This is a genomic window from Bacillus vallismortis (assembly GCF_004116955.1).
Lineage (GTDB): Bacteria > Bacillota > Bacilli > Bacillales > Bacillaceae > Bacillus > Bacillus vallismortis.
Genome location: NZ_CP026362.1, coordinates 1710012 through 1726463, shown reverse-complemented (window position 1 = coordinate 1726463; position 16452 = coordinate 1710012). Strand labels below are relative to the sequence as shown.

Below are 16452 nucleotides of genomic sequence, written 5' to 3'. Positions count from 1 at the left end.
AGACAGGTTGTTTTTCATTTGTTGTGATATTTTCTTCCGATAATATTTTCGACATATAAATGATGAATATACAAAAGTAAGGAATAACGTAGAACGATTCAGAAAAAAATTACGCCCATTTTTCAAGACGAACACTTTTGTCTTCGTCAGAAAGACAGTGCTGTTTACGCTTATTCCATATCATGGTACAATCCGAATGTAACAAGAATTTGTTAAGGAGGATTGTACATGCAGGGTGGAAAGATGAAAGCTCTAATGAAAAAGGACGGGACGTTCGGTGCTGTGCTGACTGAAGTTCCCATTCCTGAGATCGATAAACATGAAGTCCTCATAAAAGTGAAAGCTGCTTCCATATGCGGCACGGATGTGCACATTTATAATTGGGATCAATGGGCACGCCAGAGAATCAAAACTCCCTATGTTTTCGGCCACGAGTTCAGCGGCATTGTTGAAGCTGTAGGAGAGAATGCCAGGAATGTAAAAGTGGGAGAATATGTGTCTGCGGAAACGCATATCGTCTGCGGTAAATGTGTGCCTTGCGTAACCGGAAAAGCTCATGTTTGCACCCATACAGCTATTATCGGGGTAGACACGGCAGGCTGTTTTGCGGAGTATGTGAAAGTTCCGGCTGATAACGTTTGGAAGAATCCCGCTGATATGAACCCGGCGGTTGCATCCATTCAAGAGCCTTTAGGAAATGCGGTTCATACAGTGCTCGAGAGCCAGCCCGCAGGAGGAACAACTGCAGTCATCGGATGCGGACCGATTGGTCTTATGGCTGTTGCAGTTGCAAAAGCAGCAGGTGCTTCCCAAGTAATAGCGGTTGATAAAAATGAATACCGATTGGCGCTTGCCAAACAAATGGGTGCCACACGTACTGTTTCTATTGAAAAAGAAGATCCGCTCAAAATTGTAAGCGCTTTAACCGATGGAGAAGGAGCGGATCTCGTTTGCGAGATGTCGGGCCACCCCTCTGCTATCGCGCAAGGTTTGGCGATGGCTGCGAATGGCGGAAAATTCCATATTCTTAGCTTGCCGGAACATCCGGTGACAATTGATTTGACGAATAAAGTGGTATTTAAAGGACTAACGATCAAAGGAATCACAGGAAGAAAAATGTTTTCGACATGGCGGCAGGTATCTCAATTGCTCAGCTCAAACGTGCTCGATCTTTCACCTGTTATTACCCATCAGTTTCCGTTAGAGGAGTTTGAGAAAGGGTTCGAGCTGATGAGAAGCGGCCAGTGCGGAAAAGTGATTTTAATTCCACAAAAGGGGGATAAACATGACGAAGGAATTTGAGTTTTTAAAAACAGAGCTTGATAGAATGAGAGAAAACCATACATGGCAAGACATAAAACAGCTTGAATCAATGCAGGGGCCCTCTGTCACAGTCAATCATAAAAACGTCATTCAGCTTTCTTCTAATAATTACCTCGGTTTTACTTCACATCCAAGACTCATCAAAGCTGCGCAGGAGGCCGTTCAGCAATTTGGAGCCGGCACCGGATCAGTGAGAACAATTGCAGGCACATTTACCATGCACCAAGAGCTTGAGAGAAAGCTCGCAGCCTTTAAAAAAACGGAGGCGGCGCTTGTATTTCAATCAGGATTCACAACAAACCAAGGCGTACTTTCAAGTATTCTTTCAAAAGATGATATTGTCATCTCGGATGAATTAAACCATGCCTCTATTATTGACGGAATCAGACTTACAAAGGCGGATAAAAAGGTGTATCAGCATGTCGATATGAGTGACTTAGAGAGAGTGTTGAGAAAGTCAATGAACTATCGGATGCGCCTGATTGTGACAGACGGCGTATTTTCCATGGACGGCAATATAGCCCCTTTGCCTGATATTGTAGAGCTCGCTGAGAAATATGACGCATTTGTAATGGTGGATGACGCTCATGCATCCGGAGTACTTGGCGAAAACGGCAGGGGAACGGTGAATCACTTCGGTCTGGACGGCAGAGTCCATATTCAGGTCGGAACGCTAAGCAAGGCAATCGGAGTGCTCGGCGGCTATGCTGCCGGTTCAAAGGTACTGATCGATTATCTGCGCCATAAAGGCCGCCCGTTTTTATTCAGCACGTCCCATCCGCCAGCTGTGACCGCAGCTTGTATGGAAGCGATTGATGTCTTGCTGGAAGAGCCCGAGCATATGGAGCGCTTGTGGGAGAATACGGCCTATTTTAAATCTATGCTTGTGAAAATGGGTCTGATTCTCACGCAGAGTGAAACACCAATTCTTCCTATTTTAATAGGTGATGAAGCTGTGGCGAAGCAATTTTCTGATCAGCTCCTTTCACGCGGCATATTTGCCCAAAGCATCGTTTTTCCAACTGTAGCAAAGGGAAAAGCCAGAATTCGGACGATCATTACCGCTGAACACACAAAAAAAGAACTGGATCAGGCGCTTAGTGTCATCGAAAAGACAGCTAAGGAGCTCCAGCTATTGTAAGAGGAAGAGAATGCTCTTCCTCTTTTGAATCCTTATTGATTATTATTCTCAACGAGTGTACAATAATAGGTTGCCAGTTGTGCAGAGCTTCAATAACCTTTATACTGAAGGGTGGAAGTTTGGTTTGAAAGGAGAAATAATCACATGAATGAAAAACAAAAATTAGAGAGCGGACAAGTTCATCCATCGGACAAAAAATCCGTGAAGGATTACAGCAAGTACTTTGAAGCTGTTTATATTCCGCCTTCTTTAAAAGATGCGAAAAAACGGGGCAAGGAAGCCGTTACTTATCATAATGACTTTACAATTTCTGAACAATTTAAAGGATTGGGAGACGGGCGAAAGTTCTATATCCGTACGTACGGCTGCCAAATGAATGAACATGATACAGAGGTTATGGCAGGGATTTTTATGGCGCTCGGTTATGAAGCGACAAACTCCGTTGACGATGCCAATGTCATTTTGTTAAACACATGTGCGATCCGTGAAAATGCCGAGAACAAGGTGTTTGGTGAACTGGGGCACTTAAAAGCGCTGAAAAAAAACAATCCCGATCTGATTTTAGGCGTGTGCGGCTGTATGTCCCAAGAGGAATCAGTCGTGAACCGGATTTTGAAAAAACATCCGTTTGTCGATATGATTTTCGGAACGCATAACATCCACCGCCTGCCGGAGCTTTTGTCAGAAGCATACCTTTCAAAAGAAATGGTCGTAGAAGTTTGGTCAAAGGAAGGGGACGTGATTGAAAACCTTCCGAAAGTCCGGAATGGGAAAATTAAGGGCTGGGTCAATATCATGTACGGCTGTGACAAATTCTGTACGTATTGCATCGTGCCTTACACACGCGGAAAAGAAAGAAGCCGCCGCCCTGAAGAAATTATTCAGGAAGTGAGAAGGCTCGCAAGTGAAGGCTATAAGGAAATTACACTATTAGGCCAAAACGTAAACGCGTACGGAAAAGACTTTGAAGATATCACGTACGGCCTCGGTGATTTGATGGATGAACTGAGAAAAATCGATATCCCGAGAATCCGTTTTACAACGAGTCATCCGCGTGACTTTGACGACCATCTCATTGACGTGCTGGCAAAAGGCGGCAACCTGCTTGATCACATTCACCTGCCGGTTCAATCAGGAAGCTCAGAGGTTCTGAAGCTGATGGCCCGCAAATATGACAGAGAGCGATACATGGAGCTCGTTAGAAAAATCAAAGAGGCAATGCCAAACGCTTCTTTAACAACAGACATTATCGTCGGATTCCCGAACGAAACGGACGAACAGTTTGAAGAAACGCTATCTCTATACCGCGAAGTGGAGTTTGACAGCGCCTATACGTTCATTTATTCTCCGCGTGAAGGCACTCCGGCTGCCAAAATGAAAGATAATGTACCGATGCGTGTGAAAAAAGAACGCCTGCAGCGTCTGAACGCACTGGTGAAAGAAATTTCTGCTAAAAAAATGAAGGAATACGAAGGCAAGGTTGTCGAAGTATTAGTTGAGGGTGAAAGCAAAAATAACCCTGATATTCTTGCCGGCTACACTGAAAAAAGCAAGCTTGTCAATTTCAAAGGGACGAAGGAAGCCGTCGGCAAAATCGTCCGTGTGAAAATCCAGCAAGCGAAAACATGGTCGCTTGACGGAGAGATGGTAGGAGAAGCAATCGAGGTGAAATAAGATGACGGTCTACTCAAAAAAAGACATTGTACAGCAAGCGCGAAACCTTGCAAAAATGATCTCTGAAACAGAAGAGGTTGATTTTTTCAAACGGGCTGAAGCGCAAATCAATGAGAATGACAAAGTGTCTGCAATCGTTAATCAGATTAAAGCCCTGCAAAAGCAGGCTGTCAATCTGAAGCATTATGAAAAGCATGAAGCGCTCAAACAAGTAGAAGCAAAAATTGACGCGCTACAGGAAGAACTTGAAGAGATTCCTGTCATTCAGGAATTCAGAGACTCGCAGCTGGAGGTCAATGACCTTTTGCAGCTCGTTGCACACACCATTTCCAACCAAGTCACAAATGAAATCATTACATCAACCGGAGGCAACCTGCTGAAAGGTGAAACCGGTTCGAAGGTGAAACATTCTAATAACAGCTGTTCTCTCTAAACACGGTGCCTTTACAGGCCCGTGTTTTTTATTTTGAAGCGGCTCGAAATGAACTAAATAATCTGTGTACCAAATGTTCAATCTGTTTTTCTGTGCTCAGCCGCGAGTAAACTTTATCACATCTAAAAGTAAAGTTTCTAGGCACGCCTGCATACAATGGAACAGAAACTTTGTATTTTTATATTTTAATTATAAAAATGCACACTAGACAAATGCCCAGCATAAGATAACACGAAGAAGAACAAGGAGGCATGCCGGAATGTCTGAATACAGGGAAATTATTACGAAGGCGGTAGTAGCGAAAGGCAGAAAATTCACCCAATGCACCAATACCATCTCCCCTGAGAAAAAACCGAGCAGCATTTTGGGCGGTTGGATTATTAACCACAAGTATGACGCAGAAAAAATCGGGAAAACAGTAGAAATTGAAGGGTATTATGATATAAATGTATGGTACTCTTACGCGGACAACACCAAAACAGAGGTTGTCACAGAACGGGTAAAATACGTTGATGTCATTAAACTCAGATACAGAGACAACAATTACTTAGATGATGAGCATGAAGTGATTGCCAAAGTCCTTCAGCAGCCTAACTGTCTTGAAGTGACCATTTCACCGAACGGAAATAAAATCGTTGTGCAGGCAGAGAGGGAGTTTTTGGCGGAAGTGGTAGGAGAAACAAAGGTAGTGGTTGAGGTCAATCCTGATTGGGAAGAGGATGACGAAGAAGATTGGGAAGATGAGCTTGATGAAGAGCTGGAAGACATCAACCCGGAATTTTTAGTGGGAGATCCTGAAGAATAAAAAAGGGACTAGGGGAGGCAGTACCCCCAAGTCTCTTTTTTATATTGATATATCATTCTTTTATCACTTTTTGTTTATGTTATAATGAAGGATAGGAAATAGAAACGTTGATACATAGTGAGGGATTAAACAATGGCCGGTTATACGCCTATGATACAGCAATATTTAAAAATAAAGGCAGAGCACCAGGATGCCTTTTTATTTTTTCGCCTGGGTGATTTTTACGAAATGTTTTTTGAGGACGCCAAAAAGGCGTCACAAGAGCTGGAAATTACGTTAACGAGCAGAGACGGCGGTGCGGCCGAAAAAATACCGATGTGCGGGGTGCCGTATCATTCTGCTTCCGCGTATATCGAGCAGCTGATTAAAAAAGGGTACAAAGTGGCGATCTGCGAACAGACAGAAGATCCAAAAGCCGCAAAGGGCGTCGTGAAACGAGAAGTGGTTCAGCTTATTACGCCTGGAACCGTAATGGACGGCAAAGGCATCCATGAATCAGAAAATAACTTTATCGCATCTGTTTCAGCCTGCTTGAACGGATACGGGCTGGCGCTGTCTGATTTAACAACGGGGGAAAATTTGGCTGTCTTGATTGAACGGATTGAAGATGTCATATCAGAGATTTATTCAGTCGGCGCACGTGAAATCGTCGTTTCAGGAAGCATGGATGCCAAAACGGTCGCACAGCTGAAAGAGCGATGCGGTGCAACGATCTCAATTGAAGATGGAGAAACAGACGAGCATGTAACGATCGTTGAACACTTAAATAATGAAGATATAACAAAAACATTTATGCGTTTATATACGTATCTGAAAAGAACCCAAAAACGCAGCCTCGATCATCTTCAGCCCGTCCAGGTGTATGAGCTTGAGGAAGCGATGAAAATTGATTTGTACTCAAAGCGAAATCTGGAACTGACTGAAACGATCCGTTCGAAAAATAAAAAAGGATCTCTTTTGTGGCTGCTGGATGAAACAAAAACGGCAATGGGAGGCCGGCTGCTGAAACAGTGGATTGACCGGCCGCTCATCAGAGTCAATCAAATTGAAGAGCGCCAAGAAATGGTGGAAACCTTGATGTCCCATTTCTTCGAGCGGGAAGATCTTCGTGAACGGTTAAAAGAAGTATATGACTTAGAACGGCTTGCAGGCCGCGTCGCATTTGGAAATGTTAATGCACGGGATCTCATTCAGCTGAAGGAATCGTTGAAGCAAGTGCCTGGCATCAAACAGCTTGTTGCTTCACTGGCTCATGACAAGGCCAAGGAACGCGCAGAGCGGATTGACCCTTGCGGAGATGTCCTTGAATTGCTGGAAGAAGCGCTGTACGCAAACCCTCCTTTATCGTTAAAAGAAGGGAACCTGATTAAAGACGGATACAATCAAAAGCTTGATGAATATCGTGATGCAAGCAGAAACGGAAAAGACTGGATTGCCCGCCTGGAACAGCAGGAACGGGAATACACGGGCATTCGCTCTTTAAAGGTCGGCTTCAATAAAGTCTTTGGTTATTACATTGAAGTGACAAGAGCAAATTTGCATTTGCTTGAGGAAGGGCGCTATGAGCGGAAGCAAACGTTAACGAATGCAGAGCGCTACATTACACCTGAATTAAAAGAAAAAGAAGCGCTCATTTTAGAAGCGGAAAATAACATCTGCGAGCTGGAGTACGAGCTGTTCACCGAGCTGCGCGAGAAAGTGAAATTGTATATTCCGCGGCTGCAGCAGCTTGCCAAACAGATGAGCGAGCTTGACGCACTGCAATGCTTTGCGACAATCAGTGAAAATCGCCATTATACGAAACCGGAGTTCTCAAAAGATGAAGTCGAATTGATTGACGGCAGACACCCGGTCGTTGAAAAAGTCATGGACAGCCAGGAATACGTTCCGAACAGTTGTATGATGGGCGATAACAGACAAATGCTTCTCATTACCGGTCCAAACATGTCAGGGAAAAGCACGTATATGAGACAAATCGCACTCATATCCATCATGGCTCAAATCGGCTGCTTTGTACCCGCGAAGAAAGCGGTGCTTCCGATTTTTGATCAAATTTTCACGAGAATCGGCGCTGCGGATGATTTGATTTCCGGACAAAGTACATTTATGGTGGAAATGCTTGAAGCGAAAAATGCGATTGTGAATGCGACGGAAAACAGCCTCATACTGTTTGATGAAATTGGGCGGGGAACGTCCACTTATGACGGCATGGCGCTGGCTCAAGCGATTATCGAATATGTTCACGACCACATCGGCGCCAAGACGCTATTCAGTACGCACTATCACGAGCTGACGGTTCTAGAGGACAAGCTGCCGCAGCTGAAAAATGTTCATGTGCGCGCTGAAGAATATAACGGTACGGTTGTCTTTCTTCATCAAATGAAAGAAGGGGCGGCTGACAAAAGCTATGGGATCCATGTAGCCCAGCTTGCCGAGCTGCCGAAAGACCTTATTTCGCGCGCTCAAGATATTTTAATAGAACTTGAGCATTCAGGAAACAAACCGGAAGTGCCGGTGCAACAACCCCAGGTGAAAGAAGAGCCGGCACAGCTGTCCTTTTTTGAGGAAGCGGAAAAGCCGGCTGAAGCGCCGAAGCTTTCCAAAAAAGAAAAGCAAGTGCTCGATGCCTTCAAATCACTTAATATACTGGATATGACGCCGCTTGAAGCGATGAATGAAATGTACAAGCTGCAAAAGAAATTACATTAAAACGGGGTGATGAATGTGGCAAAAGTCATCCAGCTGTCAGATGAGCTTTCAAATAAAATAGCGGCGGGCGAGGTTGTGGAACGGCCCGCCTCAGTCGTCAAGGAATTGGTGGAAAATGCGATCGACGCTGACAGCACAGTCATTGAAATCGATATTGAGGAAGCAGGTCTTGCATCCATTCGAGTGTTGGATAACGGCGAAGGAATGGAAACGGAAGATTGCAAGCGTGCTTTTCGCCGCCACGCAACGAGTAAAATAAAAGATGAAAATGATTTATTCAGGGTGAGAACGCTTGGTTTTAGGGGAGAGGCACTGCCGAGTATCGCGTCAGTCTCACATCTGGAGATTACGACAGGCACCGGTGAAGGAGCAGGTACAAAACTCGTGCTCCAAGGAGGAAACGTCATTTCCGAATCGCGTTCCTCAAGCAGAAAGGGGACTGAAATTGTCGTTGCCAACCTGTTTTTTAACACACCGGCCCGCTTGAAATATATGAAAACCGTTCATACAGAGCTTGGGAATATTACAGATGTGGTCAACCGCATTGCGCTGGCCCATCCAGAGGTATCGATCCGCCTGCGCCATCATGGGAAAAACCTGCTTCAAACGAATGGAAACGGAGATGTACGCCAAGTCCTGGCAGCGATTTACGGCACGGCTGTCGCCAAAAAAATGCTTCCGTTGCATGTAAGTTCTTTGGATTTTGAAGTGAAGGGATATATCGCCCTCCCAGAGATTACACGGGCGTCGAGAAACTATATGTCGTCTGTAATCAACGGCCGTTACATTAAAAATTTCCCGCTCGTCAAAGCGGTGCATGAAGGATATCATACGCTTTTGCCAATCGGACGCCATCCAATTACCTTTATAGAAATTACGATGGACCCAATTTTAGTCGATGTCAATGTGCACCCATCGAAGCTTGAGGTCCGTCTCAGCAAGGAAACAGAGCTTCATGATTTAATTCGTGACGGAATTAAAGATGTGTTTAAACAGCAGCAGCTGATTCCGAGTGCCCAGCTCCCGAAAAAATCGGCATCTGTTATCAAAAATGAGCAGCAGTTCATCACCTTTGATGAAAAGCCTGCGGAAAGAAAAGTTCCGGAAAAATCAGCAACGCCATCTTATTCACCAATGAAGCTAAGCTCAGTCGTGAAAGACCCGGTTGACACGGAGGAAGAACTGCCGCCTCTTCAATTTGATGCTCCTCCTATCGTTGAGCAGGAACAAAGCATTGAGGCACCTGATGTTTCAGAAGAACAGCCTGAAGCATTTGAGCAGGAACACCATCAAGAAGAACAGCCTGAGCCAACGTCTGAGCGAGTTCCGATTATGTATCCGATCGGCCAGATGCATGGGACATATATTTTGGCACAAAACGAAAACGGCTTGTATATTATTGACCAGCACGCCGCACAAGAGCGTATTAAATACGAATACTTCCGGGAAAAAGTAGGAGAGGTTGAGCCTGAGGTGCAGGATATGATCGTGCCGCTGACGTTCCACTACTCCACGAACGAGGCGCTGATTATTGAACAGCACAAACAAGAGCTCGAAAGCGTCGGTGTCTTTTTAGAATCATTCGGATCGAACAGCTACATCGTCCGCTGCCACCCAGCCTGGTTTCCAAAGGGAGAAGAAGCCGAGCTGATTGAAGAAATCATTCAGCAGGTGCTCGATTCCAAACAGATTGATATTAAAAAACTGAGAGAGGAAGCGGCGATTATGATGAGCTGCAAGGGCTCCATCAAAGCAAACCGCCACCTCAGAAACGACGAAATCAAAGCGCTTCTGGACGACCTCCGAAGCACATCAGACCCGTTTACGTGCCCGCACGGCCGTCCGATCATCATTCACCATTCGACATATGAGATGGAAAAGATGTTCAAACGCGTGATGTAGTGGGGTGTGGTGAAGGAGAATATACCCTTTGCTCATATATTTTTCCAGCATTGAAACATTCTTTGAATGGATCAATGCTTTTTTTGTACACATTTGGAATAACAGATAACAAGCTACCATTTACAAATAATTTAAAAAAATGTATATTTTGGATATAAGGAGGTGAGAACATGACATTAAGCCCAAAGATAGTTATCATTTTGGATGAACTGACTATTGAGAATGAAGGAATCCTTGTTTTTGAATGCAGAATCTAAATTCAATCATCATTGTTTTGCTTCCTGTTTCTTATGAGCAGGGAGTTTTGTTTTGCGTTGAAGAGAATTTGAGGCTGTCGCCCGATTTTATAAATGAGTAATTTAAAAATGAAAAGAGGGTGGTTCGTGATGGAAATGTGTTTCTGGGTACATTCTATTTTTAATGATTTATGAACCGATATTTGAATACTTTGATTTCCAAAGGTTTAAAAGAAATATCAAGACTGGTGAAAATGGAAATGAAAGAGTGAAGTGTTATGTTCGTACGATGATCGGATTATGGATTCCCGCTTTGTTTATTGTAGCTTTAGTCGCTTTTACTGATCTTTCATTCATTCAAGTCAGATTCACTATGCCGGCAATACAAATAGATCCTCACGGTCCTTGCATCCTATCTTTTCCAACGATTAAGTCTTTCATATGTAATCCCTGTGATGTATTGTATCATCGGTTTTAGACTTAGCCCAAAGATAAGGCGAGATATAGCAAAGAAAGAGCGGAAGAGTTAAAGGCTTCGGCCGCAGCCCATCCTGCCTGTTTCATTGAATGAGAATGTTGTATCCTTAACAGCCGGTGTAACGGAGGAAATCATTTATAGAGGGTCTTTAATGTTTGTTCTCGTGTTTTTGTTCCATTTCAAACTGGGTCATCATCCTGGTTTGATCACTCCTTTTGGATGAGCTCATACATATCAGGGGCTGTAGCAGGGAGTGATCAGAACTTCACTGGCTAGGCTTTGTTTTCCGCTTATATATCATCATTGATTCTATTATTCCGCTAATCATTTTACATTTTGTTGTCGATTATCTCGCAAAATTAGACAATGGGAATGATGTAAAGACAAAAAACGCTTGAATCATCCCAGACGATTTTAAGTCGCTTCCGGCTGGTTACCAAAGGCAAGTTCAATGAAAGCCATCAATGCTGATATTACAAAAAGAAAGACATCTGGAATATATATAGACTGCATAAAGTAATCTGCGAAACAGATTGTGATGAAGTTGCTCACAAAGTAAAGTGTAAAAGTAAAGGGAGCAGTCTTTCTCAATGAAAATGATATTGCCAGAATCATAGAGACAACCTTTGTGAGTGGATCTATGATCAAGCCGACAGCAAAACAGACCAAAATAAATAAAACCAATGTTTGATTGGAATCGTAAGTAATGCCCAGAATGGAGAATAATCCTTTCATCCCGAAGAAAAAGCCGCCGAAGATCACCGCGAGTGCAATGGCAACGATAAGAATGATAGATACAATTGCGATTAATGTTGAGCTCAGGTTTAGCTTTTTACACTGCTCGTTCTGTTCTTTTCGGCTCAAGCATGCCACTCCTTCACCAGCTGACTCATACAACGGTTACTCGACTAGAATCTGAAGTTCTTAAGCTAATTTCTATAAAAATAGCAAGAGTTTAGGGCTCTAGTATTTCGAAAAACAGTATAACATATATTGACAACAACCAAAAAGCCCTTTACTAGCGGAAAGGACCTTCTTTTTCATCAAATTAACTTCTGAAATTCTTCGAAGCTTTTTCTTTTTTTGGCCAAATAAAATAGCTGGCTGTAATGAGAAAGTCAATGCCTATGATGACAGTCCACAGTTTAAGAATGCCGCTCAATGCCCCGGTTCTGGCAGAATCATTGATAAAATAGATCATTCCTGCTAATAATCCCGCACCAATAAGGTAAGCCAGCACATGTCTGACCCAGCCTTTCGCATAATGCTTGGCGTGATTCATTCCATAGCGTTTCAGCGGTTTAGACCCTTGTTTTGCTACATAATATTGAAATGTTTCATCAGCCCATTGAATCATTTGTTTTCCAAAAGCAATCGATACACCGATATAAACAGCCGCAATCCCGTGGGCTGCAGTTGCTGAAGCACCTCGGTAAAGGTCCGCAGCAGTTGCCGCTAGTAAAATCAAATCGATCACTGGGGTTAAGGCAAGGAATAGCAGTCCTAATGTATGTTGTTTGAATAGGTAGCGTACAGCAAGCCCTAAAGCAATCACAATCCAAAACGCAATTTCGCAAAAGACAATCATCCATGCGATACCGTTCAATCCATTCCCCTCTTTTCAATACAGTTGTGTTATTTAGATAATATGTTATCACCTTTGTTTTTGCAACACAACTGTATTATAAAAATTGCTCTCTTATTTTTTTCTTGCTACAATAAAGCCATGCCAAAACAAGTTGACCATAAGAAAAGAAGAAAACAAATTGCAGAAGCGACGTGGCGGGTGATTTTAAAGCGGGGGATGGAGGGAGCCTCAGCCAGAAATATTGCAAAGGAAGCAGGGCTTTCATTAGGTGCACTGCGCCATTATTTCCCTACTCAGGATGACCTGCTTGATTTTGCAATGAAACTCGTTCAAGAAAAAGCGTTGGCCCGAATTCAGGACATTGCAATGAAGGATTTGCCTCCAAAGGAAAAAGTGTTGCATATTTTGCTTGAAATTGTCCCGACAAATGAAGAAACAATTAGAGAGATGGAGGTGTGGTTTGCTTTTACGGTCTACGCCAGACATAAAAAGGATATGTATGATGCGAATCATGACGGGATTTACAGCGGCATGCGGAAACTGATTGCCTATTTAGATGAATTCGATTTACTGAAGCAGGGTGCTGATAAAAACATTGAAGCCGAGAGACTTTACGCGTTGATTGACGGCTTGGCTTTACATGCGATGCTTGACCCTGTGCGAGTGAATAAAGAACGGATCAATCGTGTCATTATGCAGCATGTAGAATCAATTTGCGTGGAAGAAATATATGAGACTGAAGGGAAGAAATTTAATAAAGCTGTAAAAGGAAACGGTTCAAATCACTAAGTATAGCATGCACAAACATATATTGTATGTAAAGCAGCGCCTTTGAATGAAAAATCAAAGGCGCTAAGCTGTATTTAATTGACTGTCAGCTGTGCTGGACATCAATTGTATAGACTGCACGATCTGTTACAACCTTCAATCCTTCGTTTTCTTGGTGAATATGAATATCACCTAATAAAGGAATCTCATAGGCATTTTGCGGAAGCGGTATGTTGCCTTCTTCTGTGAATGTTGTTCCTTCTCCTTCTAAAACGAGTTCTTCGTTTGCAACATAGTCATCAGGATGATTGGTGCTGCGCATCCCCACTTTTTTAAGGTGGAGAACAATTTGATCCAAGTCTGAAATCTCTTCATCATGGGTCAATTCACCTTTTCTAATATCAAGTGTTTGGCCGACTTTTGATTCCAGCCATTGAGAAAGCTGTGTATTCGAGTGTGCCATCAATATTCCTCCTTTTAATCTACACGATACTATTCCCAATTGCTGCATCTTTTACACGGAAAAGAGCCGCCTCACCCTTTATGTATGAAATAACTTGTTGTTCAGTGCCTTGATATAACGTACAGCAGAACGCTGGACCGCTTCGTCGGCATTTTCTTTGACAACTTTTGAAAAAGCATTATAAATCCGGTTAAATTGCAGCGGTTTTACTTTGGCTGCTATTTCTTCAACTTTGGAGGCGGGGAGGGGGATGAGATTTGGATAGCTGTACATAAAGCTGACCCAGTTCCGATCGGCCGCAACCGCAATGATATCCCCGGTCAATAGACAGCCTTTCCCTTCATTGCCGTTGCGCCAATGGAGAACAGCACCGCCTTTAAAGTGTCCGCCCAAGCGGTGAAGAGCCAGTCCCGGCTTCAAGTTTAACGTTTCACCTGACCAGAACTGAATGTGATTGCTTGGCCTTGTCACCCATTCTTTGTCATCTTCATGAATATAGATCGGGGCCTGAAACGCTTCAGCCCACTCCACCTGAGCAGAGTAATAATGCGGATGAGACAAAGCGATGGCTTGAATTCCGCCTAATTCATTGATTTGGTCAATTGTCTTTTGATCAAGATATGAAATACAATCCCATAGCGCGTTGAAGCCCTCATGCTGGATCAAATGTGCTGTTTGTCCGATTGCAAACTCTGGTTCGGTTTTGATGCTGAAAAGATGCTCTTCTTCCTTTTTAAGGATGTTTTGAAGGTTACCATTTTCACGCATGTTTTCAAGAGTTGTCCAAGCTTGTCCATCCGGATGAATATACTGTCTTTCGTCATCGCAAATCAGACAAGAGGTCGGCGGATTTACAGTCTGCGCATGTTGTGCGCCGCATGTTTTGCATATAAAATATGGCATTTTTTCCACTTCCTTCTTCCGTTTTCTTATTATTTTATCTCATTATTGGAAAGATTCAAAACATAAAGCCGGCAGTTCCGCAGAGGGATTTGCCGGCTTTATGAAGCTGTCTATTGGCTGGGAATGGAATGTTCTGCGTTAATAGCGCCCGCTCCGTAAACGTTCGGGTCTTCATCTTTCCATTTGTCCGTGCCGTTTTTCAAAAGCTCTTTCACTTCATCAGGTGAAAGGTCCTGGTTTTGCTGAAGAATTAAAGCTGCGATACCTGCGCAGATTGGGGTTGCCATCGATGTTCCTGACATTGTAAAGTACTGAGATCCTACACGGCTTGACTTTTGAAGCTTATCTATATAGGAATTCGGAGAGCGAAGGGAAATGATATCAACACCCGGCGCTAAAATATCGGGCTTTACTTTCCCATATACTGTCGGCCCGCGGCTTGAGAAGGATGCGACCGTATCATCATCGCTGGTTGCGGTATTGTTATCGTCAAGGGCACCTACAGTAATCACCTTTTCGCTCACACCTGGGCTTGCGATCGTTTGTGGATCAGGCCCGGAGTTTCCGGCAGCGACACAGACGACAATCCCTGCGTTCCACGCTTCGTCAACCGCTCTGACTAACGGGTCTTCCTGTTCATTATCATATCTAAGCGCATCGCCACCAAGCGACATACTGATAATATCGATCGCTTCATTCGGGTTGTCCTCATTGTAATGAATACACCACTCCACACCTTCGATAATATCTGCTAACGTTCCAGATCCTGTCTTGTTCAATACCTTCACGCCGATTAGATTGGCTTTGGGCGCAGGTCCGCGGTATTGGCCGGAAGAAGATGCTCCGCTGCTGGCTACATCACCTGCACAGTGTGTGCCATGGCCATTATCATCATACGGCTCTGTTTTTTGATTGACCATGTCCGCAAATCCGATAATCCTGCCTTCTAAATCAGGATGCGGGTAGATTCCTGTGTCGACAACAGCGACAGTAACACCTTTTCCTGTCAGGGTCTGCCCGTTTCTGACGACTTCCTTCGCGTGACCTGCTTCGGTTGCCGTGTCTAGAAGCGCTTTGACTTCGCGGTTTAAATACACTTTGCGGATATCGCTGCATTCAGAAAGAAGTGAATCTAACGCTTGTGGGGTCACCTCCGCGCTGCAGCAATTGATTTTGTTGAAACGTTTTTTTAGCTTGCTGCGTTTTTCTTTTTGCAGCACCTCTCCAGCCATTTGAAAGCCTGTCTCGTGACAGCCTTCCTCAAATTCAATAATAACTGACAATTTTTTTCGGTTTTTCAATTTGGTTTCAAAAAATGGATGCAAGAAGCAAGGAGTCCATTTGAAGGGCTTGTAAAGCTGCAAGACGCTTTCCCGTAACGGCCAATCTAGCTTATGAGCATTTGCTCTCACCATTTGTACCATAGAGTACCCAAACATGTATTTTCCTCCTATTTTAAGGTTTTCTGTATACTCTATGAGCAGAGGAAAGGTTTGGTAAGTTTGTTTGTCCTTTATAATAGATGGACAAGAGTTGGTTTTTATGAATCTGTCGAATCAGATTCGGAGTCATGGCATTTATTGAGGTATTGAAACGGAACGTGTGTTCGTATTATAATGTTGTTATATCAAACTGGCAAGGGGAGAGCAGCTGTATGAATTTCTTCTTACATCGGTCTTTGGAAAGCCAAATACCAATCAGCATTATATATATGAAGAAAGACGGAACGATCAGTAAGAGAACAATTATTGTAAGACAGAAAAGCAAAACGCAAATTAAAGCTTTTTGTTTTTCGAAACAACAGATCAGAACGTTTTTGTTAGATTCGATTCTCTCCTGTGACTTTGTAAGAACAAATAAACAAGACCTTTATTTGGCAGGCCGATAAGGCTGTCCGTCTCAGCAATCGGACAGCCGCTAATAAAACCCTCCTTACACCTCTATACATGTAATTGCCAAGTGAGGTTATTCCTACCTTTTTTGTCTTTTCTCTCAATCTTTTTTCACTCATATTTGAAATGAACCGCTA

General features: G+C 43.4%; 14 protein-coding genes. 9 read left to right on the top strand and 5 right to left on the bottom strand.

The annotated features are described in order from the left end of the window. Positions 1-228 precede the first annotated feature (228 nt). The 7 genes from tdh to mutL all read left to right on the top strand — a co-directional run bounded on the left by tdh (position 229) and on the right by mutL (position 9987). Positions 229-1302: an L-threonine 3-dehydrogenase gene (gene tdh, locus BV11031_RS09455; protein WP_010328354.1), complete on the top strand. Its 1074-nt coding sequence runs from the start codon at positions 229-231 to the stop codon at positions 1300-1302. Then, a complete protein-coding gene (locus BV11031_RS09450; RefSeq protein WP_010328355.1) occupies positions 1286-2464 on the top strand; it encodes a glycine C-acetyltransferase in 1179 nt (392 codons plus the stop codon). Before tdh ends, BV11031_RS09450 begins: the two co-directional genes overlap by 17 nt. Before the next feature lie 144 nt (positions 2465-2608). Next, positions 2609-4138, top strand: a complete 1530-nt coding sequence (miaB, locus tag BV11031_RS09445) for a tRNA (N6-isopentenyl adenosine(37)-C2)-methylthiotransferase MiaB (RefSeq protein ID WP_010328356.1) — start codon at positions 2609-2611, stop codon at positions 4136-4138. Position 4139: 1 nt separating this feature from the next. Beyond that, the gene (ricA, locus tag BV11031_RS09440; protein WP_010328357.1) at positions 4140-4571 is read left to right on the top strand and encodes a regulatory iron-sulfur-containing complex subunit RicA; all 432 of its coding nucleotides are present in this window, start codon (positions 4140-4142) and stop codon (positions 4569-4571) included. Between the two features lie 259 nt (positions 4572-4830). Continuing rightward, positions 4831-5376 carry an outer spore coat protein CotE gene (gene cotE / locus BV11031_RS09435; RefSeq protein ID WP_003231833.1) on the top strand — a complete coding sequence of 182 codons (546 nt, stop codon included), beginning with the start codon at positions 4831-4833 and terminating at the stop codon, positions 5374-5376. Positions 5377-5508: 132 nt separating this feature from the next. Next, complete coding sequence (gene mutS, locus BV11031_RS09430; protein WP_010328358.1) at positions 5509-8085, top strand: DNA mismatch repair protein MutS; 2577 nt, start codon at positions 5509-5511, stop codon at positions 8083-8085. A 15-nt stretch (positions 8086-8100) separates the two neighbouring features. Further along, positions 8101-9987, top strand: coding sequence for a DNA mismatch repair endonuclease MutL (gene mutL, locus BV11031_RS09425; RefSeq protein ID WP_129550745.1), 1887 nt, complete (start codon positions 8101-8103; stop codon positions 9985-9987). 1128 nt (positions 9988-11115) lie between these two features. Here the strand turns inward: mutL and BV11031_RS09415 are convergent. Next, complete coding sequence (locus BV11031_RS09415) at positions 11116-11565, bottom strand: YrvL family regulatory protein (RefSeq protein WP_010328361.1); 450 nt, start codon at positions 11563-11565, stop codon at positions 11116-11118. Between the two features lie 184 nt (positions 11566-11749). Continuing rightward, a complete protein-coding gene (locus BV11031_RS09410; RefSeq protein WP_010328362.1) occupies positions 11750-12307 on the bottom strand; it encodes a hypothetical protein in 558 nt (185 codons plus the stop codon). A gap of 120 nt (positions 12308-12427) precedes the next feature. Here BV11031_RS09410 and BV11031_RS09405 point away from each other — a divergent pair, with 120 nt between their 5' ends. Continuing rightward, the gene (locus BV11031_RS09405; RefSeq protein ID WP_041952535.1) at positions 12428-13078 is read left to right on the top strand and encodes a TetR/AcrR family transcriptional regulator; all 651 of its coding nucleotides are present in this window, start codon (positions 12428-12430) and stop codon (positions 13076-13078) included. 85 nt (positions 13079-13163) lie between these two features. On the opposite strand, the gene ymzB is transcribed toward BV11031_RS09405, so the two are convergent. The 3 genes from ymzB to BV11031_RS09390 all read right to left on the bottom strand — a co-directional run bounded on the left by ymzB (position 13164) and on the right by BV11031_RS09390 (position 15862). Beyond that, positions 13164-13520, bottom strand: coding sequence for a protein YmzB (gene ymzB, locus BV11031_RS09400; RefSeq protein ID WP_010328364.1), 357 nt, complete (start codon positions 13518-13520; stop codon positions 13164-13166). Positions 13521-13598: 78 nt separating this feature from the next. Further along, positions 13599-14423: an MBL fold metallo-hydrolase gene (locus BV11031_RS09395; RefSeq protein ID WP_010328365.1), complete on the bottom strand. Its 825-nt coding sequence runs from the start codon at positions 14421-14423 to the stop codon at positions 13599-13601. A 110-nt stretch (positions 14424-14533) separates the two neighbouring features. Further along, positions 14534-15862, bottom strand: coding sequence for a serine protease AprX (locus tag BV11031_RS09390; protein ID WP_010328366.1), 1329 nt, complete (start codon positions 15860-15862; stop codon positions 14534-14536). Positions 15863-16077: 215 nt separating this feature from the next. Between BV11031_RS09390 and BV11031_RS22940 the strand changes: the two genes are divergently transcribed. Next, positions 16078-16311, top strand: a complete 234-nt coding sequence (locus BV11031_RS22940) for a hypothetical protein (RefSeq protein WP_010328367.1) — start codon at positions 16078-16080, stop codon at positions 16309-16311. Positions 16312-16452: the final 141 nt, after the last annotated feature.

Coding starts and splice junctions, on each gene's coding strand:
- BV11031_RS09390 (WP_010328366.1), bottom strand. CDS start 15,862: ATGTTTGGGTACTCTATGGTACAAATGGTGAGAGCAAATGCTCATAAG.
- mutS (WP_010328358.1), top strand. CDS start 5,509: ATGGCCGGTTATACGCCTATGATACAGCAATATTTAAAAATAAAGGCA.
- cotE (WP_003231833.1), top strand. CDS start 4,831: ATGTCTGAATACAGGGAAATTATTACGAAGGCGGTAGTAGCGAAAGGC.
- BV11031_RS09395 (WP_010328365.1), bottom strand. CDS start 14,423: ATGCCATATTTTATATGCAAAACATGCGGCGCACAACATGCGCAGACT.
- tdh (WP_010328354.1), top strand. CDS start 229: ATGCAGGGTGGAAAGATGAAAGCTCTAATGAAAAAGGACGGGACGTTC.
- BV11031_RS22940 (WP_010328367.1), top strand. CDS start 16,078: ATGAATTTCTTCTTACATCGGTCTTTGGAAAGCCAAATACCAATCAGC.
- BV11031_RS09450 (WP_010328355.1), top strand. CDS start 1,286: ATGACGAAGGAATTTGAGTTTTTAAAAACAGAGCTTGATAGAATGAGA.
- miaB (WP_010328356.1), top strand. CDS start 2,609: ATGAATGAAAAACAAAAATTAGAGAGCGGACAAGTTCATCCATCGGAC.
- ricA (WP_010328357.1), top strand. CDS start 4,140: ATGACGGTCTACTCAAAAAAAGACATTGTACAGCAAGCGCGAAACCTT.
- ymzB (WP_010328364.1), bottom strand. CDS start 13,520: ATGGCACACTCGAATACACAGCTTTCTCAATGGCTGGAATCAAAAGTC.
- BV11031_RS09405 (WP_041952535.1), top strand. CDS start 12,428: ATGCCAAAACAAGTTGACCATAAGAAAAGAAGAAAACAAATTGCAGAA.